The organism is Costertonia aggregata (assembly GCF_013402795.1).
Classification (GTDB): domain Bacteria; phylum Bacteroidota; class Bacteroidia; order Flavobacteriales; family Flavobacteriaceae; genus Costertonia; species Costertonia aggregata.
This window is the reverse complement of sequence record NZ_CP058595.1, coordinates 295,393-318,028: the sequence shown is the minus strand read 5'-3', so window position 1 is coordinate 318,028 and position 22,636 is coordinate 295,393. Positions and strand designations below refer to the sequence as shown.

The window sequence follows — 22,636 nt, the reverse complement described above, 5'->3', positions numbered from 1 at the left end:
AAACAAATATTATAATTGCGGATCATCAGGCGTATTTGGATTGCTGTTACGCTCCAAATCGGGATAAGGGTAAAAGTTTCTGTTGCGCTCTTCTGTGTAAATCATCGCCGCTCCGCTTGGTTCGGGCCTGTTAAAACGTCTACTATCTTCCAAACTCAATCCTGTTAAAAATAATTCCGCCCTTCTGTTTTGATACACTTCGTCCAATAAAGCTTCTACGGTAGCGGCCCCTGAGTAAGCTCCTATATTTGCATTCACTCCCAATGGGTCATCATTATCTGTTCTAACCTCGTTGATCGCTTGTGTTGCAGCTGCTATATCTGGAGAGCTTTTTCTCAAATTGGCTTCTGCAATTATCAAATTCATTTCATCGGGAATATACAAGGGTATTGATCCTGTACTTTCTACGAAGAACCCTAGAAGATCCTCTATGGGTAACCCATTTTGATTGTTCTCATCCAATGACGCCAAGTAAAATGATAGTCTACCATCGGCAGGATCAAAAACAAATTCTGCGGGCAGGCCAAAATTATCCCTTGGCTTAAAATTTGAAATACCATTAAGGAAAACCCTATTGTAAATTGGATTTAAGTTAATGTTGTCGTAAGTAAAAACAGATGTAGAATTTGAATCTACATTATTGGCATCGCTTATAGCTTGATCATAATTGCCAGCAAAAAGGTTGTAACGAGCCAACATGGCATTAATCGTATTAAGAACGTCTATGTTTCCTAGCGTAACTGCATTTTCAAATTCTGAAGAAACCGGGTTTGCCGATAACGCAGATTTACCTTCGTTCAACAAATCTATCGCTACTTGAAAAGCTTGAAGCCTTGGGGTGAAAGTTGCATCATTATTATTGCTGGTTTGAGTTATAACTTGCTCATAATTTTGTGCCAAACTACCGATTGCCATAGCTTTGAACAATTTTGAATAAGCAATCAAACCACTTCGCGTACCAGCTGCCAATTCAACATTGTCAACATTACTTTCTATATCCTCGGCTATCTTCATTACCCTTAACATCGTTGTCCATAATCCCTGAACATTAGAATTAAAGTTTGGTAAACCTGATCCGCCATCTTCTAACTCTATCATATTCAGAAAAGTCGTGGTAATACCACCTTCTCGTGTCGTTATAGCAGGGGTTTCTATTATCCATCTTAATCCAGTAGTTGAATATAGTTGCTGCATCCCCACGGTAGCTGCCAATATTCCTTCTCTGGAAGAAAACGTTTGCTCTGCCGTAGCGGCATTAGGATTGTCAAAATCGGTTTCGCAGGAATTTATCAGAAGGGCTAGAGCCCCTAAAGTAAATACCAAACTATATTTTTTGAATATATTTTTCATTTCTTTTCTTTTTTAGATTAAAAGCTTACGTTAACCCCAAATTGATATGTTCTAGGGATTGGAACACCTGCAAAATCAAAACCTCTAACGCCATTACTTTGTCCTGCCGTATTTATTTCGGGATCCCAACCACTGTAGCTGTCCCAAGAAATAAGATTTCTGCCTACTAGACTTAGTCTAATGTTATCTACCGATTTAAAAGGTGATCTAATATTATAATTGATAGCAAGCTCCCTTAATTTTACAAACGAACCGTCTTCGACAAATTCCTCAAATATATTTGCTTGTGCCTGTCCTAGATTTTTTAGCCTATTGCCGGCAATTTCTTGACCATAATTGAAACCACCTCCAAATAGTCTGTTGTCCAATAAACGCCTATTCCAGTTGAAGATATCAAACCCTTGCACGGCATCCAATTGTATTCTAAAGCTAAAATCCTTGTAGGTGAACTCATTTATTAAAGATCCAAACCAATCTGGATTGGGGTCCCCGATTACCTTACTCAAAGTAGAACCAACAGGTTGACCATCAGCATCTCTGCCAATCTCTCCAGTATCTGGGTTACCTCTTTCTGATTGTGGATATCCAGCTGCATCTAACAATAAAGACCCGTCATTATTTCTAGCATAATATTGTCTGTAGAAAACACCTAAGGGTTCTCCCTCTATTACAAAATTCGTAGAAAAACTACCGCCTAGTGCAAATTGTCCTCCACCAGCAACATTGGTTACCGTATTTTCATTTTTAGAGTAGGTAGCGGTAACCTCCCAAGAAAAATCCTTGGTTTTTACAGGAGTTCCCCTTAACAGTAATTCCAAACCTTCATTTTCTAAATTTCCGATGTTTTCAAGTCGGGTTCCAAAACCTGTAGATGGTGCCAATTCTCTAGGCAAAAGTAAATCAGTCACATCTTGTTTGTAGTAGGTAAATTCCAATCCCAGTCTATTATTGAACAAACCTGCATCAAAGCCAAACTCTATTTCATCTTGACGTTCAGGTGCGATATTCAAATCTCCTTGACTAGTACTCGGAGTTAAACTGGGTAGACCATTGATTGCATCTGGGCTTAGTACGGTAAATCTTTGATAAGCCGAAAGCGCAGTCAAATTACCTGCTTGCCCCCAAGAACCTCTAATCTTAAATACGTTAAACGTATCACCAAAGGTATTTTTCCAGAAATCTTCTTCAGAAAGTATGTATGATAAGCTTGCTTTCGCATATAATTGATTTCTTTCGTTTTCTCCAAAAGTAGAAGCACCATCTACCCTTAAAGCCCCATTTATATAAAGTTTGTTTTTGTAGCCGAAAGACTGTTGTACGAATGACCCCCAATAGGATATTTGTGATCTACTTTCTCCCTGAGCCAGAACACTACCACTTTCTGCGGTTTCCACAATGGGTGGAAGACCATCAGCAGTTATTCCAATTCTATCGAACTCTTCATACTGCCAAGAACCACCAAGTGTCGTTGTAGAATTTATATCATCGGTAATAGGTGTCTTGTATGTTAAATTCAGGTCACTATTGTACTGAAAGTTATTGATATCTGAACGTCTGGCAAATCCGTTAGGATTTGTAGAAGTATTGTTTAAAGGAATAAACGCTGTTGCAGATTGGTTAAAATAATCTATACCTAGCGTGTAGTTTGCAGACAATTTATCCGTTATTTTGGCATTTAAACCAACACTTGTTATGAACCTATTTACTTTTTGGCCAAAATCAAACCTGTTTACTGCTTCTAGCGGATTTGTTCTTGGAACCAACAAAGAAGTTACAGGATAGACTCCAGATTCATCTGGAAAAGGATTAACCGAGTTGTCACTGAATAAAAAGCCTGTGATGGCACCATAGGCAGAGTTAATACCTCCGTTAGGAATATCATTGCTGGTACTTCTTACATAATTAAATCCTCCCGTAATATCTAGCCAATCGAAAGCTTTTTGAGTAATATTGGCCTTGAAGCCTATTCTATTGAAATTTGAATTAACGATTATGCCTTCATTGTCCAAATGTGAAGCAGACAGGTAATAGGTTGTTTTTTCATTACCACCACTTACTGATAAATTATTCTCAAGCCCGAACCCAGATCCGAAAAATGAATCCTGTAAATTAAATCTTGTTACCGGTACCGTTTCCAGATTATCTCTATCAGCTGGGTCTACCCATGCTAGAGGAGTATCGTTATATCTGATTTGTTTTCTCAGTTCATTTACCCTAACATTGGTAGAAAAACTAAATTTTGGTTCGCCAGATTTCCCTTTTTTCGTAAAAATCTGTACAACACCATTACTGGCCCTTGACCCGTAAATAGCAGCAGCTGCTGCACCTTTGATAATTTCTATGCGTTCCACATCGTTAGGATTAATATCTGCCAACCTATTTTGGGCATTGCCACCTAAATCAATTAATTGATTACTGGAGTTGCTTATCAGGATGCCATCTACTATGTATAAAGGATCAGAATTACCTGTAATGGTTGCAGGTCCCCTTAATCGTATACTTATACCCCCTGCTGGATCTCCAGAGTTTTGTTGAACCAATGCCCCTGTAATTTTACCAGAAATAGCTTGGTCAACAGCAGTGGCACCATTATTTACCAAATCTTCTGCTTTTACAGATGAAATCGCATTACCGAGCGTCCTCTTGTTAACGCCAATAGTGTTTCCTGTAACAACTACTTCATCCAAACTAAGTAAATCTTCTTGTAGCGAAATATCGTTCACCACATCATTCGAAGCTCCAAGGGATATTGGGATTTTTTTCGTAGAGTAGCCTAGATAACTAGCGACCAGAATATACTCGCCAGGTTCTAAGTTTGCCCTAAAGGAGTAGTTGCCATCAAAATCGGTAACGGTGCCTGTTGTAGTGTTTTCAATAAAAATAGATGCTCCCGCAACGGGTATCCCACTGCTTTGGTCCGTTACATTTCCCGAAAAGGAATACGGTGTCGTTTGTCCGGAAGTTAAGTTGCTAACTGCTAAAAATAATAATAACAATAGTGAATGGTGCAACTTCTTCCCAATTAGATTAATTTTTTTCATAGAGTCGAAAGTTTGATTAAAAGTAAAATGAGTCAGTATATTAAAAATCCAATTTTGGATTAGTATAATACACTGATAAAAATATGCAAAATATTGCAACAATAATTATTTTTGCAAATTATTTATGCAATTATTTATCAAATAAGTATGTATTTGAAATTATTTGCAATATTTTGCGTTTTATAACTAGCCATTATCAATATCATGTTAAAAGAAGAAAGACATCAGATTATCCTAAACGAGGTACGTATCCATAACAGGGTTTTACTGACCGATATCGCAGATCTTTTGAATGTTTCCGCAGATACCATACGTAGGGATATCAAAGTATTGCATGATGACAAAAAGTTAAAAAAAGTACATGGTGGGGCCATATCCTTAGGGTTCAATAACTACAATGGTGTAGTGAACAATATTTATTCTCTGGATAAAAAGACCCAAATCGCCAAAAAAGCGATACAACTCTTAAAGGATGGTCAAGTAGTCTTAATCAGCGGGGGCACCACCAATGTGGAAATCGCCAAGTTGATACCACCTCGCTTAAAATTGACCTGCTTTACACCTAGTCTGCAAGTCGCCATCCAAATGTTGAACAAACCCCATATTGAAACCATTTTCATCGGCGGAAAGCTCTCCAACAATTCCCAAATAACCGTTGGGGGCGTGGCCATTAGCATGTTGTCACAGATAAAAAGCGATATTTGTTTTCTTGGTACCAATAGTATAGACCTAGAGGAAGGTATAACGGAATTTGACTGGGAAATCGTTCAAATAAAAAAGGCGATGATCAAGGCCTCCAAGAAAATCGTATCTCCCTCCATTTCCGAAAAGCTGAATTCCGTGCAACGATACAAAATCTGTCAGATTGAAGATATTGATATCTTGATTACCGAATTGGAACCTTCCGATGAAAAATTGCGAAAATTCGCGAACAAAAAAATTACGATACTTTAAAGGAAACGTAAACCAATCCGTTGGTTTATCCAGGCCTTAGCCTTAAGCTTGGTCAAATTTGTAACGCACAAAAGCTTCCATGGCCGCATAATCGGAAAGTCCGAGTGCTCTGTACTTTTGCGCGGTATCCCTATTGCGTTCTTCGGCGCGCATCCAAAATTCCCTTGAGTCGTCTCCTTGAAACATGACCCCGTCCTTTTGGGATTGATGACAAAAAATCGCATATCTTTTTTTGAGTACTTGGTCGGGACTCATGGGGACTGCCATTTCTATTTCATTGATATCCCATTCGTGCCATGCGCCGCGATACAACCAAAGCCAGCAGTCTTTCATAAATTTTTCTGACTGCAAGCGTTTCATGGCCCCAAGGACGGCATCCAAACATACTTTATGGGTACCGTGGGGGTCGGCCAAATCACCGGCAGCATAGATTTGATGGGGTTTTACCTTTATAATGATATCCATCATTATTTCGATATCTTCTTCGGACAGGTTGTTCTTTTTTATGGTCCCTGTCTCATAGAAAGGTAGGTCCAAGAAATACACATTTTCATCCTTTAGGCCAACATAACGTGTAGCTGCATAAGATTCCCCCCTTCTTATGTTACCTTTAAGTTTGCGTACTTCTATAGTGTCAAAACTACTTTCCTTTTTCGCCTTTATGGAATCTATGATGGTCTGGGCTTCTGTTGAAGGGTTGATTCTTTTTGATATCTCAGCATATCTCAGGGCATCGGTATCGGAAACGGCGATATTTCCCGATGTTTGGTATACTACATGCACTTCATGCCCTTGTTCTACCAATCTATCAAATGTACCGCCCATTGATATTACATCATCATCCGGATGTGGGCTAAAAATGATAACTCGCTTTTTGGCGGGTTCCGCTCTTTCAGGTCGGTTGGTGTCATCGGCGTTGGGTTTACCTCCCGGCCAACCGGTTATGGTATGTTGCAACCTGTTGAACATTTTTATGTTGAGGTCATATGAATCTTGCTGTGCCAATAGGCCGGACATACCGTTATCGTTATAGTCTTTATCCGTAAGGCTTAAAATAGATTTACCCGTTTCTCCACATAGCCAAACAACCGCTTTTGCGGTAAGGTTTTTTGTCCATTCCAGCGATTCGTCTACCAGCCAAGGAGTTTTGTTCCTTGTAAGTTCGCTGCCCGCACCCGTATCTAATACAAAGGTGCAATTCTTATGCTGTTGTAGATAAGTTGCAGGTACGTGTGAGGATATTTCACCTTCTACCGTTTTTTTGATAATTTCTGCTTTGTTCTGTCCCCAACCCAACAACACTATTCTTTTCGCACTTCTGACGGTTGCGATACCCATGGTAATGGCTTTTCTTGGTACATGGTCTATACCTAAAAAGGACGGTGCTGCATCAACTCTTGTAATGTGGTCCAAGGTTATGACCCTTGTTCCCGAATTGTAGTGCGATCCTGGTTCGTTAAAGCCAATATGGCCCGTTCTGCCTATACCTAAAAGTTGAAAATCCAGACCTCCAAATTCGCGTATCCTTTTTTCATAGGCCAAACAATATTCCAACACTTGGTCGCCGGTTATGGTACCATCGGGGATATGAACGTTTTCTTTTGGAATATCTATATGGTTGAACAAATGTTCGTGCATAAAATACCAATAGCTCTGCCTGTTATCTTTTTCCATAGGTAAATATTCGTCCAAATTAAAAGTGACAACATTGGAAAAACTCAACCCTTCCTCTTTGTGCATTCTTACCAGTTCCTCATATACCCGTATAGGTGAGGAGCCAGTGGCAAGACCCAATACGCAGGTTTTATCGGCTTTCTGTTTTTTGCGTATGAGCGTTGCGATCTCTTCTGCGACTTTGATGGATGCGGTATTGGAGTCATCGAAGATTACATTGTGAATTTTCTCAAATCTTGTTTCTTCGAACTGACCAACAGGTTTAAAGCCAATATCGTTTTTTGATTTTTGGGTCGCTGGTAACAAGGTCGCTGGTATCGTCATGGTTTTGATGAATTTTTAAGTAGGCAAATATATGCATAAAAATCATATTTTGCAGTTTTTTGCTATATATTTTGCAGCTTAATGCTTTTTTTAAAGATTATTTAAATATTTTGAAACATTAAAGCGGTAATAAATGGCATTATCTTATAATTGTTATCTTTGTTATCTTGAATTGATTTTTTAAGTTTGAATATGTTAAAGGAAGAACGACAGCAAACTATCCTGAATGAAGTAGAGTTACATAATAGGATTTTGTTGACCGATATTGCCGAAACGCTGGATGTGTCAATAGACACTATTCGTAGAGATGTTAAGGAGTTGGATGCTGATAATAGACTGCGTAAGGTTCACGGTGGAGCCATATCCTTGGGATTTATTTCAAGTAACACCCGAAACAATAATGTATACAAGCTTGAAGAAAAGAGCAAGATTGCCGAAAAGGCCGTTAAACTTTTAAAAGCGGGTTCAGTAATTTTTTTGGATGGCGGTACCACTTGTCTGGAATTGGCGCGGTCAATCCCTCCGAACTTGGGCCTGACTTGCTTTACGCATAGTATTCCGGTAGTGATGGAATTGCTGCACAAGTCAAACGTAACCGTTATATTGGTGGGTGGTCAAGTGTCAAAAGAGTCCCAAATTGCCATTGGGGCCAATGCGATACACAACTTATCGGAAATCAGGGTAGATTACAGTTTTATAGGAACGGGTTACGTTGATTCTTTTTATGGACTTACCGAATTTGACTGGGATATCGTACAAGTAAAAAAAGCAATCATAAAATGCTCCAAAAAAACGGTACTTTTGTCGATATCCGAAAAGTTAAATTCCCAACATCGATATAAAAGCTGTGATATCAATGCGATCAACACCATGATAACCGAATTGGAACCAGAGAACCAACTCTTAAATTCTTTCAGAAACCACGATATTAGATTATTATAATCCACTATGTCATATAAGAAAATTACAGAAACACCTTCGCTTCACGATAATTTGGAACAGATGGATACCACATCCATGCTGACCAAAATAAATGAAGAAGACCAAAAAGTCGCTAATGCCGTAGCTGAGGTTATTCCGCAAATTACCAAGCTTGTAGATGCTTTAGCGGAAAGGTTCAGCAAAGGTGGTCGTCTCTTCTACATAGGTGCGGGAACCAGTGGAAGATTGGGCATATTGGATGCCTCGGAAATTCCGCCTACTTTCGGAATGCCCCATGAAAGGGTTGTAGGCTTGATTGCCGGTGGGGATACCGCTATACGAAAAGCAGTGGAAAATGCCGAAGATGACAAGTTACAAGCCTGGAAAGATTTAATGGAGTACGATATCAATTCGGATGATGTAGTAGTTGGGATAGCTGCCTCAGGTACTACGCCTTATGTTTTGGGAGGTTTGGCCGATGCAAAAAAAAATGGGCTCCTTACGGGGGGCATAACCAACAATCCAGGGTCGCCTTTGGCAAAACTTGCCGATATAACGATGGCCATAAATGTAGGCCCCGAGTTTGTAACGGGTAGCACTCGTATGAAAAGTGGCACATCACAAAAATTGGTGCTCAACATGATATCTACCGCTTTGATGATTAAAATAGGTAGGGTAAAAGGCAACAAAATGGTAAATATGCAACTGACCAATACAAAACTCGTTGATCGTGGTACCCGTTACCTAATGGAAGGGTTGCACGTAGATTATAATGAAGCCGAACGGCTTTTAATCAAGCATGGCTCGGTCAAAAAGGCCTTGGACGCCGAGAAAAAATAAAGAACCCCAAGCACATTTGTGGAACAACTTGAAAGTCCACCGTATTACATTTTGTGGATAAACTTTTGAACATTCAAAATTTGGTTGTGGAATGTTATTGCTTTATCACTTTTTTTACGGTTTCCACGGTTATCAAAGTTTCTGTGGTATTGTCCCAACTATTCAGGATAAAATTCATGATATCGGTAATTTCTGGATCCGTCAATCCAGATGGTTTCATGACCTTATCATAAGTGACACCGTTGACCATGATTTCTCCCTTGAGCCCATATTTAATACCTCTTATGCTTTTATCGATATTGTTCAATAAATAATCCGATTGGGCCAAAGGCGGAATACGCTTCCCTTTTCCCGTACCATTTTTACCATGGCAGACGACACAGTTTTTTCTATATAATTTTGATCCCCTGTCCATGCTTTTAAGTAGTATATCGTCTTGGAAATAATGTATTGAGAATAAAAAGAACAACGCAAAAAACAGGAGTGAAATTCTCATACAGGATGCTAATAAAAAATGGAACGATAGTATGATCTATTGATTTTCAGGTATCAATTTATAAATTCCTTTACCTTCGACCGCTACATAAATATAACCATCAGGGCCTTGTTTTACATTACGAACACGCCCAAAACCATCCAATAGTTTTTGCCTATCCGTTACTTTTTCACCATTCATGACCAGTAGTTCCAAATATTGAAACGACAAAGAACCGACCAAGAGATTTCCCTTCCATTCTGGATATTTATCGGAGTTTACGAATGTCATTCCACTAGGGGCTATGGATGGTACCCAATAATGAACGGGTTGCTCCATACCTTCCCTTGAGGTTTCGTCGGTAATTGGTGTTCCGCTATAGTTTACGCCATAGGTGATGACCGGCCAACCAAAATTTGCAGCCTTTTTTATAATATTGATTTCATCACCACCCTTGGGGCCATGTTCGTGAACCCAAATTGCTCCGGTGTAGGGATTTTTCATCATACCCTGTGGATTTCTGTGTCCGTAACTGAATATGGCTTCTTTGGCATTTGTTTCATTGGCAAAGGGATTGTCTTGAGGAATACTGCCATCAGCATTTATTCTATAAATTTTACCACCATCCCTTGTGATATCCTGCGGATTTACAGCACGATTTCCACGGTCCCCTATCGAAAAGTATAGGTAACCCTCATCATCAAATTCTATTCTAGAACCAAAATGTTGCCCTTTGGTGGTATTGGGAGATGCTTTGTATAGCAGTTGCTTTTCCACTAATGTGTTGCCGTTCAACTTAGCCCGCATAATTGCTGTATGTCCCCCTTTTTCATCGCCTTCCTCTGATGAATAAGATAGGTATAACCAACCATTGTTGACATAATCGGGATGCGTTTCTATGTCTAAAAGCCCACCTTGACCTCTTGTGTATACTTCGGGAACATTTGAGACCAATGTCTTTTTTCCATCTTTAAAATGTATGAGTTCGCCCGCTTTTTCGGTAATCAAAAGACTACCGTCCGGTAAGAAGGCCATACCCCACGGAATTTGTAGATTATCAATAAACAACTCGGCAGAAAATGATGTTTCCGAAGGCGTATTTATTTCATTTTTGGCTTCCTGACCGCAAGAAACGGTTAGCATTACAACGAAAATATGGGTGAGAACGATACTTTTTTTCATAATCCGACGTTAAAATAAAAGTTTAAGGTAACCCTAGGGTTAAAGATAAATAGAAAAATATAAGTTTAAATAATTACGCTATAGAATATTTAGGTCCCCAAATCTAAACTGTTCTTGCCCCAAATACGCTTAACCTATGCTCCCAAAAAAAACAAGGCATTATTTGTATGCCCTTCTATTGATAGCTATATCAATAGTATGTACATCGGCTATAGCTAATACATCGGTTTACGGAATAATCACTGAAGTCACTTCAGGTATCGAAGCTACATTGGCTTCCATTGATTTTTCAATGGATAAAAAGGAAACCAATGAAAAATTCGATGGTATCGATGGTATTGCAAACACAACCGCAAAAACCTCAAATGCTTTTGCCCCTCCGATGTTTATGACGATTATCCAAGGAGCGGATGAAGAAGTGGTGTGCCCGAACGATGGCAGTACCTTGGCAAAATTCTTTCTTTGTGGTACCAGTGATATACGTACACTCTCTTTGAGCCAAAGCGGTGGTTCTTACCGATGGGAAAAGTTGGATGCCGGTAGTTGTACGGCTTCGGTACAGGATGATTGTCCAAATGCCAACCCTTCATGTACATGGAATTTGGTCAGTACCTCACCCACGTACAACCTTGATTCTTCGGGTGAATTTAGGGTTAGGATAGGTTCCGGACAGTTTTTTTATTTTAAATCTACCTTGAACCCCTTGGACCCTCAATTAATAAAGGAGGACATTGTTTGTGGTAATCCGGGAAGGGTTGAAATCACGAATGTCCCCGCGGGATATGAATACAGTCTGGATGGTACTACCTACCAAGATGATCCGTTTTTTGACATTACTACGCCTGGTGATTACCAGGTTTTTGTGCGTTTGAGAAATGTTTCGGCTAGTGCCTGTGTCTTCCCATCCAATACGGTAAATGTAGCAAGTTTGGATATAAGTGCCGAGGTCAATGTAAATGATATTCTTTGTAGCGGTGAATTGGGAAGTATTGATGTGTCTGTATTTAATGTACCGGGTTTTTATACCTATAGATTGATAAAAAACGGTATAACCGTTGATACCTTTGGACCTAACGGTTCTGATGCTTACTCGTTTTTAAATGTAAGTCCCGGAACATATACGATTCGCGTTGAAACCAATAAATGTTCTGAGTTGATTACTTTGGATGTTGGTGGTAATCCCATAGAAATTGGTGCGGGCATAACACCTTTGGCCGCATCGGCAACAGCATCGGACAGTTTTGGATGTGGGGCGACATCGGTTGCCGTAAACTTGGAGACTTCCGGGGGATCGGCACCATATCGTTTTAGTCTAGATGGGGGAGCAACTTTTAGCACGACATACACAGCTACAACAACATTTAATGTTAGTACTCCAGGGAATTATCCTATAGTTATCGAAGATGCCAATGGCTGTAGAAGAAATGCTGCGGTAGATGTAGAGGACATTCCCGAGCCTACCTATGGTATTGTAACCGATGATGGAAACTGCGGTGGAGCCAATGATGGTAGCGTCACTTTTAATGTAAGTAATACTAATGGATACAATATAACGTACAGTATCAATGGTGGATCTTCCTTTCAGGTAAGTAACGTATTCAGTAATCTGGCACCCAACACTTATAATGTGGTGATTCGCTATCAACAAGGCGCTTTCTCCTGTGATATTGTGGATACGGCTACAGTGGGTACGGTTTCGACCATTACAAGTACGGCAAGTTCAACAGCCCCTACTTGTCTTAACGAGACGGGTGGACAAATCATTATCAATGCCCCTTCTGGTGGTACGGCACCCTACGAATTTAGTATAGGGGCCGGATTTGGTCCTGGAAGCACTTTCTCAAACTTAGGAGTAGGTAGCTATACACCTTTGATTCGTGATGCCAATGGATGTGTACAACCTTTGACACCCATTGTGTTTGATCCCTTGGATAAACCAACCGATTTGGATTTCGCCATATCCACAGTTGATTGTGCTACCGGTACCGCAACGGTTACGGTCACATCAACAGGAGGTACTGGTTTGCCAGCCGATTACGATTATGAGATAATAGCACCTGGGGCAAGTGCCGTAAACAACGGCGATAATACTGTTTTTCCAGGATTGGGACTGGGAACTTACACGTTTAGGGTCACCGATGGTGCAGGATGTTCTTACGACGAAAACTTTGCGATTACCGATATAAGTTCTATTTCAGCAAGGGCGCAGCAGACCAGGGTTGTAACCTGTTTTGGCGGCAATGATGGTGAAGGTAGGTTTTTAATTGATGGATTCAATACTACGTATAGTTGGAGTATAGATGGCGGACCGGTCACGACCGGTGAGTCTAGCGGTATCATTCCTTTGACTGGCTTGACAGCTGGCACGTATACTATTACTGTTGAGGATGAAGAGACCAATTGTCCCTCGAATGCTACCTTGACGATAGAAGAGCCATCCGCTGCATTGACAATCGATAATTTGGTAGTGACCGATATGAATTGCCAAAATGGAAATATAGGTAGCGTAAGGGTAGAGACCAGTGGCGGCTGGGGCGGTAATCGATATACATTGGACCAACCTGCACCCGCACCGGATAGAGGACCTAGAAACGGAAGAACGTTTACCAACCTTTCTACCGAGGGTCTATATACTGTAACAGTTGAAGATACCAACGGTTGTACGGTCACCGGTTCTTTTACATTGACCGCATTGGAAGCTCCAGTGCTTACATTGAATACAACTGCTTCCGACCTTTGCTATGATAATAATAATGCAGCTACCTTGGTCGTAAATGAACCTACTACTGGAGTAGGGCCATTTAGATATAGTATAAACGGCGGAGCTTTTTCTGCCCCCACTACAGGCGATTTTTCATTTTCAGGTCTAACACCCAATACATATACGATCGAAGTTAGGGATTCCCAAGATTGCTCCGACACGTTAACCCAGATTGTCCAACCGGAGATAAGAGGTACGGCCACCATCATTCGGGAACTTACATGTGCTGGGCCCGATGCGCAAATAAGGGTTGTTGTCAATGATGGGTATCCCTCTGGGGGCAACTACGATCATTATGAAGTGCGATTTGATACCGCACCCTTGACCGCACAACCTTACAGTAGTTCTAACTTTACATTTACGGGAAATACTTTTGTTTACAATGTTCCTGCTGCTTTGGTAACTACAGATACTAATTTTCAGTTTCAAATATTCGATAGCCAAGGATGTCCCACCGAAACCAATGTAGTGACTTTATCCCCGACCGAGGTAATCGCTGGCGCCGCTGTAGGTTCTGATACGGTATGTGGTGATTTAACTAGTGGAACGGTAACGGTAAATGCAGACACAACACAGGGTGTTGCACCTTATGAATTCAGTAACGATGGCGGACTTACTTATAGTACCCAAAATGTATTCTCCGGATATGCGCCGGGAACGTATGCCGATTTTAGGGTTAGGGATAGTAGAGGCTGTGAAAGCCCCATATTATCAGCTACAATAAATCCAAGTACCGCTGTAGATGCCACGGTTGTTCCGAATAATGCTATCTGTACCGGAGCGACAACTTTTGGATCAATAGACGTTACCAATGTAACGAACGGAACAGCGGATTTTACCTATACTTTATTGGATGTAAATGGCACTTTGGTTACATCAATAGGCCCTACCTCCAGTACAGCTGTTAACTTCCCGAATATTGCACAAGGCACATATACGGTAGTCACTACGGATGCTTCTGGTTGTGAGGACAGGGATGTGGTGACCATTGATCAAAATCAACTTACTTTGACACCTTTGGATTTCCCTACTGTTGCTTGTAATGATCCTGCTTTCACGTACAGGGTACAAGCTGCTGGAGGAACTGCACCATACGAATTTAGATTGGTGGGCAGTCCTTTAGGATATGTACTGGCCAATGTAAATGGTACGGATATACACGATTTTGTAGGTCAAGTCGAATTTGGTGTCACCTACTTTGTGGAGGTTAGAGATGCCAATGGATGCGAATATATTCAAGAAATACCACCCATTACCGGTCCATCTACCATCAATGTAAATGCATCGGCAAATACACTTTCGTGTGCTTCCAACGGGGCTGGGGTTATCGATTATACGATAACAGGGATTGCAAGTCCTGCAAACATTACTATCCGATTGGAAAATACAAATACCGGTGCCGTAGTTAACACAGCTGGGCCATTGACCGGAGTGACCATACCTTATTCGGATTCGTTTACAGGATTGTCGGCCGGTAATTATCAAGTAATAGTTACTGATGATGATACTACCTGTAACGATGGTACCTTGGTTTCTATCATTGAGGAGGGCCCTGCTTTGGTTGTTACAAACAATGAGCCAGCCTTATGTCCCACGGTTTCAGGAGCTGGGAGAAATGCATTTGTAACGGTTAGTGGCAACGGTGGTGCACCAGGTTATACTTATGCTTATGTTCTTAGTACCGATCCTGAACCAGCTTTGGCAGCGTATACAACCCAGACTATTTATGAAATATCAGGGCCATACCCGGAAACGTATAATTTTTATATTCAAGATGCCAATGGTTGTATCAGTTTTACACCTGTTACGGTAACCGAGGCACCTGGAGTTCCTACACCAACTGTTGATGTTGTCAACCAATGTACGGCGGTAAGTAACTATACGGTGAATGTTACCTCACCATTAAATAGTGCTTCTACGGCCCCGGAAGATGTTTTCCAATATGATATCGGTGGCGGTTTTCAGGACAGCCCCAATTTCACGGTACCCAATCCCGGTTCGTATACCATTACGGTACGTGATGGTAACGGTTGTACCAATACGGTAGTTGCCGAGGTTTTTGATTTCTTTGCGATTTCTGCAGATGCGACCTCATTACCTACCTGTAATGCTGGAGATGGAGAAATAACGGTAAATACAACGGGCGGTAGTGGAAATTTTGAGTTTCAATTGCGTAGTGAGGTCATTGCTACGGGAATTACAACCGATATAGGTACGCCGCAAACCTCCAATAGTTTTACGGGCTTGAATCCTAATCCGGTAGGGGAGCGATATAATATATTGGTTACAGATTTATCTTCCAATACCTTACCGTTATGTACAGCGGTGGCCACAGTGGAAGTTACTACAGTAGTCTCTCCGCAAATTACGGCAGCCCCTATGGACGATATTTCATGTAACGGTGCCAATGATGGCTCTATCACGGTAGAGTTGGCTGCAGGCACCGATACTGATACACCATTGTCCTATTTCTTATACGATAGTGGTGGTTTGGTGGCAGGACCGCAGACTTCTGCGACTTTTGATAATTTAGGACCTGAAACGTATGAGGTTGAGGTAATTTCCAACCGAGGTTGTGTTTCCAATAGATTTGCCGTCGGAACTATAGCCGAGCCTTCTGTTCTTCAAATGAATACCGTTAATACGGAGTTTACCTGTGATCCATCCAGTAACCGATTTAGCACTGCTACGATAACCGTTTTTACCGATACCAATGGCGATGGTTCCGGTACGGATACAGGTACAGCTCCATATAGTTATAGTATAAATGATGGTACCGCTGCTTTTGATGGTACCAATTTCCAGACCTCCAATACTTTTGAAATTATTGATAATGGGGCTGACCAAACTATAATTGTTACCGTGAGAGATCAAAACGGGTGTGAGCAAACCAGTAATGTTTTGTTACGGGTACCAACCGATTTGACTTTTACGCTTAATGTAAATCCGATTACTTGTGACCCAGTGGATGGTACTACGGCAAACCCGGGCTCCGTTGAGGTCATTGTAAATCAAGGAACAGGGGATTACGATGTAGAATTGTTGCCTTTAGGCTCCGGCCCGGTGCTTCAAATTAGAGGTGGTGACAGAATCAATTACCCTATTGATACTTCTGGGGACTACATATTTGCAGTTACTGAGGTAGGAGGTTGTTCCTACATTACGAATATCGTCAACGTACCGGAATATAATACAATCGATGCCGTTATAGCAGAAACCAGGCCGGTAACCTGCTTTAATGGCAGGGATGGTGAAATAAGCATAACAATAAACAATTATACGGGAGCTTATGATTATGAAGTGTTTACAAGGGATAATGCAGGGGTCGAAACTACTACTGGAGTAACCGGTTCTTTTGATACGACAGCACCTATAAATACCCCGGAAATCATCGGAGGGTTACCAGCGGGTAATCTTATAGTCAGGATAGATGCGCAGGACACACCTTTTTGTGATACGTTCAGTAATGTGGAAACGGTAAGAGGGCCGGATAGGCCACTGACGGTTACTCCGGTTCAAACATCGGATGTAACATGTGCAAACCCTGGGCTCGGTGAGATTACCTTGACCGGTGATGGTGGATGGGGCGCGTATGAATTTCAGGTAATAGCATCGGATGGTACTATAGTTCAGGATTTTCCTGATACCAACAACATTGTCTCAGGCTTGGATGCGGATACCTTCACGATAAACGTTAGGGACGCTTTAGGCTGTACGGAAACAAATTCAATAGTCCTAAATCCACCTACGGCCATATCGGCAGATATTCAGATAGTAAATCCGTTACAATGTAACAATGATAATGATGGTAGTATAGAAGTTTTTAACGTTGTCGGTGGTCAAGGAGCCGGTAATTATCTATACCAATTAAATAGAATTACAGAAGGTACGGTCAGTGGTCTACAAACAACAACTACATTTGCCAACTTATCCGCAGGAGAGTATAGCATATCTGTCTTTGATGGTTGGGATTGTGAGTTCACTACATCTTCGGTTACTATTCAAGATCCGGAAATTATCATTCCTGAGCTAATAGAATTAAATCCACCGGGTTGTGGTGACCTAGGCTTGATGGAGCTATCGGTCTCCAATCCAGAACTTGGCGTTAGCTACTTCTTTAGAAGGTCAGGTACTACGGATGCCTTCGTGCCGTTCAGCACGACCGACCCTTTAGCCACATCGGTTCAGATTTCCGCTGATATTACAGTAGATCCGGGACCCTTTATATACGATGTACAAAACTCCAATGGTTGTCCATCGGAATCGTCAAACCAAATTTCCCTAGATCCGGCCGCACCATTGGTTGTAGCGTTGGATTTAACGAACGCCACTATAAACTGTGCAGGTGAGGCAACCGGTATTATACGTTCAGAAGCTTTTGGAGGTATAGGAAACTATATTTACACATTAGTGAATAATGATTTGGGAAGTGCTGCCAACGGTGGGGTTCCAAATATGCCGATTGTAGGTGATATTGTACCTAACGGTGGGCCACAATCATCTGGTATTTTCAGAAATTTAGGACCGGGAAGTTATTGGGTCTTTGCCCAAAGCGGTGGTTGTATCGCAATTTCAGACCCGATAGTTATAGAGCCTAAGGAACCATTGGTACTTGAATATTTGGAGGCTGTACCCGTTTCATGTAACGGAGAAACAGACGGTCAAATCATCATTGAGGCAAGTGGGGGAACCGGGGTTATACGATATTCCATCTCCGATACCTTGAGTGAATTTTTCGAAGGAGACGATCCATCAAACCCCAATAGAAAAACATTTTCGAACTTGTCACCTAGACCTTCTGGTTATGAAATCATTATTCAAGATGAACTTGGTTGTACTATAACCCAGACCGTACCAATCCTTGAACCTCAGGAATTGGTAGCAGGTATAGTCGACTCTACACCAGAAATATGCCTTGGAGAAGAAAATGGCACGGTAACGTTGCAAGTTAGTGGTGGTACCGCCCCTTATTTTACCAGTGTCAATACAAATGATGATGCAGATTTTGTGAGGAACGATAGTATGTTTTTTGACAGTTTGAGAGGAGGCGAGACTTATGTTATTTTCGTAAGGGACTCTCGAGGTTGTGAAACAAACGTAGTAGTTCCCATAGAAATAGGAATAGATTTGGTGCCCGAGTTTGATGTACAATATGGGTGTGATGGCATATTTCCAAATAGTACGGTAACGGTCAGCGTAGTAGATACTAGTTTAATGCCCGACGTGCTTTATGCCTTGGATCCGGTGGATCCTACAGATGCCATAACCGCACAAGCTGATACACAGCGAACATGGGGAGATTTATCACCCGGAATGCATACGGTTTATGTGTATCATCAAAGAGGTTGTGCACAATTTGTAGAATTTGAGATCGATGCCTACGATCCTTTGACTTTGACCGCCGAACAAACAGGTCCGAATGAACTGACCGCTACTGCTGAAGGCGGTTTTGGAGAGTATGAATTTTTCTTTCAAGGCGAAAGCACAGGAGATATAAATACATACAACTTAAACGAAGATGATAATGTCACCATAAGGGTAATCGATGCTAGAGGTTGTGAAGCTACGATTCAAATACCGTTTAATTTTACGGGTATGTTGGACATTCCCAATTTCTTTACCCCCGATGGCGATAACAACAATGATGAATGGTTTCCTAGAAATAGGGAGTTCTTTCCCAATATTGAAGTCAAAATCTATGATAGGTACGGTAGGGTAGTCGCTATTCTAGACCAAATTACATCTTGGGACGGTACCTACGAAGGGTCAGAAGTACCCACAGGTGATTACTGGTATGTTGTAAATGCGAATGACCAGGATAAACAGCAGTATGTTGGCCATTTTACCTTGTATAGATAGATTATGTTTAACGTTAAATGTCACTGATAAAAAGGAGCCAAATATTTGGCTCCTTTTTGTTTTCAGCTTTTAGTAGCTTTTTTTAAGTATTGTACTATATTTGCAATCCGAAAATACATTTTCGGGGTGTAGCGTAGCCCGGTTATCGCGCCGCGTTTGGGACGCGGAGGTCGCAGGTTCGAATCCTGCCACCCCGACAAAAAGTCAAACGTTCTTTGTTTGGCTTTTTATTTTAATAGTTTCGGGATGTAGCTTAGTCCGGTTAAAGTGCACGGCTGGGGGCCGTGAGATCGGAGGTTCGAATCCTCTCATCCCGACGATAAATCCAACCATTTTTATGGTTGGATTTTTTGTGAAATATAGTTTTCACTACAATACTTCATAAGCCTTTTTGTAACTTTCTATTCTTTCGCAATTTTATCGTTTATAATAAGTTCAAAACATCTCGAAAATTGCGAGTGAATATTAAAATTCAAACTTTGTTTGACACATCAAAACAAAACTTTAAACAAATTATTTAGAAACTTTTCAAATAAAGTAAAAAGTCATATTTATTTTGTTAAATATATGTTATATCCCTATTTTCAGTACTTTAAATTTAAATATCCAATAATTTATGGCTAACGTACTATGGTTACAAGGAGGCGCATGCAGTGGCAACACAATGTCCTTTCTAAATGCCGAAGAACCAACCGTGGTGGAGCTCATCACCGATTTCGGATTAAACATTTTATGGCACCCAACAACAGGTTTACAGATTGGGGATCAAGTTCAAGACCTTTTAAAAGATATTCTCGATGGAAAAGTGCAGATGGATATCCTTGTTTTTGAAGGTTCGATAATTCAAGGCCCAGACAATACGGGTACGATGAATTTATTCGCTGACCGTCCCATGAAGGACTGGATCAAAGAACTTTCAGAGGTTGCAGGCTATGTCGTCGCTATTGGCGATTGCGCAACCTGGGGAGGTATACCTGCGGTTCCGCCGAACCCTAGTGAATCTACTGGAATGCAATTCTTGAAAAAGAATAAAGGCGGTTTCCTCGGGCCAAACTATGTATCTAAAGGTGGCTTGCCGGTAATCAATATTCCTGGATGTCCTGCGCACCCTGATTGGATAACACAAATACTTGTAGCCATTTCCGTGGGAAGAATCGGTGACGTACAAATCGATGATTACCATAGACCTAAAACATTCTTCACGGACTTCGTGCAAACGGGTTGTACGAACGTAGTCAATTTTGCACAGAAAGTAGATGGTGGCTTCGGAACTCGTGGTGGATGCTTATTCTACGAAGTAGGATGCAGAGGCCCCATGACACGTGCAAGTTGTAATAATATATTATGGAATAGACAATCCAGTAAAACAAGAGCGAATCATCCATGCTTAGGCTGCACTGAACCTGGCTTTCCCCATCACGACCTTAAAAAAGGAAGTGTATTGAAAACGATGAAAACCTTGGGAGTCTTTCCAAAAGAAGTACCAGAGGGAAGAAGCAAGCTTGCGTATTACATGGAAGCAGGTTTCCAAAAAATCTTGCCAACCAATAAAAGGGTACAGGAAACTTCTAAATAAAAGAACCAAAAAAAAAGAAAATGTCAGTTACAGAATTAAATATATCCCCTGTAGGTCGCGTTGAAGGCGATTTGGATGTGAAGGTCTATATCGACAACGGTAAAGTCACTCGCGCCCATACGCAAGCAGCAATGTTTAGGGGTTTTGAGAAAATCATGGCAGGCAAGGATCCCCAATCAGGACTCATTGTTACGCCTAGAATTTGTGGAATTTGCGGAGGTTCCCACTTATATTGTGCTTCATCCGCATTGGATACGGCCTGGGGAACCAAGTTGACGCCCAACGCACTTTTGTTAAGAGCGATTGGTCAAGCTTCGGAAACCCTTCAGAGTATACCAAGATGGTACTACGCTATTTTCGCTACGGATTTAGCCAATAAAAAGTATGCCGATAAACCTTTATATAAGGAAGTTGTAAAACGCTGGTCAGCGTATGTTGGGGAAACCTTTCAGATTGGTTTGACCGCAAGCGGATTGCCTGTTCAGATTTATGCCTTATTCGGTGGTCAATGGCCACATTCAAGTTATATGGTACCTGGTGGTGTGATGTGTGCTCCAACCCTAAAGGACATTACTAGAGCACATGCGATTTTGGCACAGTTCAAAAATGATTGGCTTGAACCTGTTTGGTTGGGCTGCTCTATTGAGCGCTACATGGAAATCAAGACATGGGACGATATGTTGGCTTGGGTCGAAGAAAACGAATCACAACGAAATAGTGATTTAGGATTATTGATTCGAGCTGGACTTGAATTCGGATTGGACAAATTCGGACAAGGTGTTGGAAAGTTTTTGGCAACAGGAACCTATTTGCACAAAGACATGTACAACAACCCAACGATTGAAGGAAGAAATGCAGCTTTGATTTCATCTAGTGGATTCTTCGATAGCGAAAACTATCACGAATTTGACCACATGAAAGTAAGTGAGCATGTAAAGCATTCTTGGTATGGTAACCAAGAAGACGGACTTCACCCATGGGATGAGCCGCTTCCGACCCCAATGAAATCACAAACATTACATGATAGTGATTTTGACAATCAATATAGTTGGTCAAAAGCGCCTCGCTATGACGGTCATGCTGCGGAAGCCGGACCCTTAGCACGTGTAATTATGAATGCTAATCCGAATAATAAAGAACACCAAATCAGAGACCCATTATTTGGGGATATCATCAAAAAACTAGGGCCAAGTGTATTCACGAGGGTATTGGCCAGAGTTCATGAAGCGCCAAGAATCTACAAATTCATTGAGCAGTGGTTATCTGAAATTGATTTGGACGGCGAGTTTTATGTAAAACCTGTAGAAAAAGACGGAAAAGGTTTCGGTGCAACTGAAGCTGCCCGTGGCGCGTTGGCGCACTGGATAGAAATCAAAGATGGTGTTATCAAAAACTATCAAGTAATGGCTCCGACGACATGGAATGTTGGTCCGCAAGATGGTAATGATAATCCCGGACCGATTGAAACAGCACTTTTGGGTACGACAATCGAAGACCCATTAGACCCTGTAGAAGTAGGTATCGTTGCCCGTTCTTTTGATTCATGCTTGGTATGTACAGTACATGCCCATGATGCACAAAGTGGTGCGGAGTTATCAAGATTTAAACTATAACTTCTGACATATAGTTGTAAAAGGACTTTCCTGAGGGCAACCTCGGGAAAGTTTTTTAATTTAACT

11 protein-coding genes and 2 tRNA genes are annotated in these 22,636 nt (G+C 41.2%); 8 read left to right on the top strand and 5 right to left on the bottom strand.

Annotated features, from left to right (window positions below):
• Positions 1-9 precede the first annotated feature (9 nt).
• Both HYG79_RS01460 and HYG79_RS01455 read right to left on the bottom strand, forming a co-directional pair.
• Positions 10-1,350 (bottom strand): RagB/SusD family nutrient uptake outer membrane protein, encoded by a 1,341-nt coding sequence (locus HYG79_RS01460; RefSeq protein WP_228027915.1) that lies wholly within the window; start codon positions 1,348-1,350, stop codon positions 10-12.
• Positions 1,351-1,367: 17 nt separating this feature from the next.
• Positions 1,368-4,391, bottom strand: coding sequence for a SusC/RagA family TonB-linked outer membrane protein (locus tag HYG79_RS01455; protein WP_179240403.1), 3,024 nt, complete (start codon positions 4,389-4,391; stop codon positions 1,368-1,370).
• A 204-nt stretch (positions 4,392-4,595) separates the two neighbouring features.
• Here HYG79_RS01455 and HYG79_RS01450 point away from each other — a divergent pair, with 204 nt between their 5' ends.
• Positions 4,596-5,345, top strand: coding sequence for a DeoR/GlpR family DNA-binding transcription regulator (locus HYG79_RS01450; protein ID WP_179240402.1), 750 nt, complete (start codon positions 4,596-4,598; stop codon positions 5,343-5,345).
• A 42-nt stretch (positions 5,346-5,387) separates the two neighbouring features.
• On the opposite strand, the gene nagB is transcribed toward HYG79_RS01450, so the two are convergent.
• A complete protein-coding gene (nagB, locus tag HYG79_RS01445; RefSeq protein ID WP_179240401.1) occupies positions 5,388-7,343 on the bottom strand; it encodes a glucosamine-6-phosphate deaminase in 1,956 nt (651 codons plus the stop codon).
• Positions 7,344-7,535: 192 nt separating this feature from the next.
• Here nagB and HYG79_RS01440 point away from each other — a divergent pair, with 192 nt between their 5' ends.
• Positions 7,536-8,285: a DeoR/GlpR family DNA-binding transcription regulator gene (locus tag HYG79_RS01440; protein ID WP_179240400.1), complete on the top strand. Its 750-nt coding sequence runs from the start codon at positions 7,536-7,538 to the stop codon at positions 8,283-8,285.
• Between the two features lie 6 nt (positions 8,286-8,291).
• The gene (gene murQ, locus HYG79_RS01435; protein WP_179240399.1) at positions 8,292-9,104 is read left to right on the top strand and encodes an N-acetylmuramic acid 6-phosphate etherase; all 813 of its coding nucleotides are present in this window, start codon (positions 8,292-8,294) and stop codon (positions 9,102-9,104) included.
• Positions 9,105-9,198: 94 nt separating this feature from the next.
• Here the strand turns inward: murQ and HYG79_RS01430 are convergent, their stop codons facing one another.
• Positions 9,199-9,600 carry a c-type cytochrome gene (locus tag HYG79_RS01430; protein ID WP_228027914.1) on the bottom strand — a complete coding sequence of 134 codons (402 nt, stop codon included), beginning with the start codon at positions 9,598-9,600 and terminating at the stop codon, positions 9,199-9,201.
• A gap of 36 nt (positions 9,601-9,636) precedes the next feature.
• The gene (locus HYG79_RS01425; protein WP_179240398.1) at positions 9,637-10,761 is read right to left on the bottom strand and encodes a PQQ-dependent sugar dehydrogenase; all 1,125 of its coding nucleotides are present in this window, start codon (positions 10,759-10,761) and stop codon (positions 9,637-9,639) included.
• Positions 10,762-10,897: 136 nt separating this feature from the next.
• Here HYG79_RS01425 and HYG79_RS01420 point away from each other — a divergent pair, with 136 nt between their 5' ends.
• From HYG79_RS01420 to HYG79_RS01400, 5 genes are all read left to right on the top strand, one after another.
• The gene (locus HYG79_RS01420) at positions 10,898-19,381 is read left to right on the top strand and encodes a T9SS type B sorting domain-containing protein (RefSeq protein ID WP_179240397.1); all 8,484 of its coding nucleotides are present in this window, start codon (positions 10,898-10,900) and stop codon (positions 19,379-19,381) included.
• Positions 19,382-19,503: 122 nt separating this feature from the next.
• A tRNA-Pro gene (locus tag HYG79_RS01415) sits at positions 19,504-19,578 on the top strand.
• Positions 19,579-19,623: 45 nt separating this feature from the next.
• Positions 19,624-19,698, top strand: a tRNA-Pro gene (locus tag HYG79_RS01410).
• 299 nt (positions 19,699-19,997) lie between these two features.
• Positions 19,998-20,957, top strand: a complete 960-nt coding sequence (locus HYG79_RS01405) for an NADH-quinone oxidoreductase subunit B family protein (RefSeq protein WP_179240396.1) — start codon at positions 19,998-20,000, stop codon at positions 20,955-20,957.
• A gap of 20 nt (positions 20,958-20,977) precedes the next feature.
• A complete protein-coding gene (locus HYG79_RS01400; RefSeq protein ID WP_179240395.1) occupies positions 20,978-22,570 on the top strand; it encodes a nickel-dependent hydrogenase large subunit in 1,593 nt (530 codons plus the stop codon).
• The last annotated feature ends 66 nt before the right edge of the window (positions 22,571-22,636 follow it).